At 61.0% G+C, this 638-nt stretch carries 1 protein-coding gene; it reads left to right on the top strand.

What is annotated here, in order from left to right; genetic code table 11:
* The coding region (locus B5G12_RS14230) for a hypothetical protein (protein ID WP_522731456.1) at nt 1-638 on the top strand (638 nt) is incomplete at both ends.

Genomic DNA, 638 nt, shown 5'->3' with positions numbered 1-638 from the left:
AACTATTTCTTTGCGAAAGCCCTCGACCAGGTAAGGCCGGGCGGCGTGGTGGCGTTTGTCACCAGTCGCTTTACCATGGACGCGAAGGACAGCTCCACTCGCAAATATCTGGCCCAGCGCGCCGACCTACTGGGCGCGGTACGGCTGCCCAGCAATGCCTTCAAGGCCAACGCTGGGACTGAGGTCGTCTCGGATATCTTATTTCTCCAGAAGCTGGAGCGGCCCATCGACCGGGAACCGGAGTGGGTACAGGTGGGCCAAACGCCCGAGGGCTTTACCGTCAACCAGTATTTTGTGGATCACCCCGATATGGTGCTGGGTGAGCTATCTGCCGAAAGTACCCAGTATGGCCGGGAGGACGTGACGGTCGATCCCATCGAGGGGGCCGACCTGGCCGAACAGCTCAAGGAGGCTACCGCAAAAATTCAAGGCCGGTACGTTGCTGCCGAGAGGGACGACGCCGAGCTGGACGAGGGCGCTCCCGACGTCCTGCCCGCTGACCCGGGCGTCAAAAACTTCTCCTATACGGTGGTGGACGGCGAAGTTTACTACCGCGAAAATTCGGTCATGACGCCAGTGGAGCTGAGCGGCGACGCAAAGGAGCGGGTCAAGGGGATGGTGGAGCTGCGGAGCATCGT

Source organism: Faecalibacterium sp. An58, assembly GCF_002161515.1.
Lineage (GTDB): Bacteria > Bacillota > Clostridia > Oscillospirales > Ruminococcaceae > Faecalibacterium > Faecalibacterium avium.
This window is presented reverse-complemented; position numbering and strand designations above follow the sequence as displayed.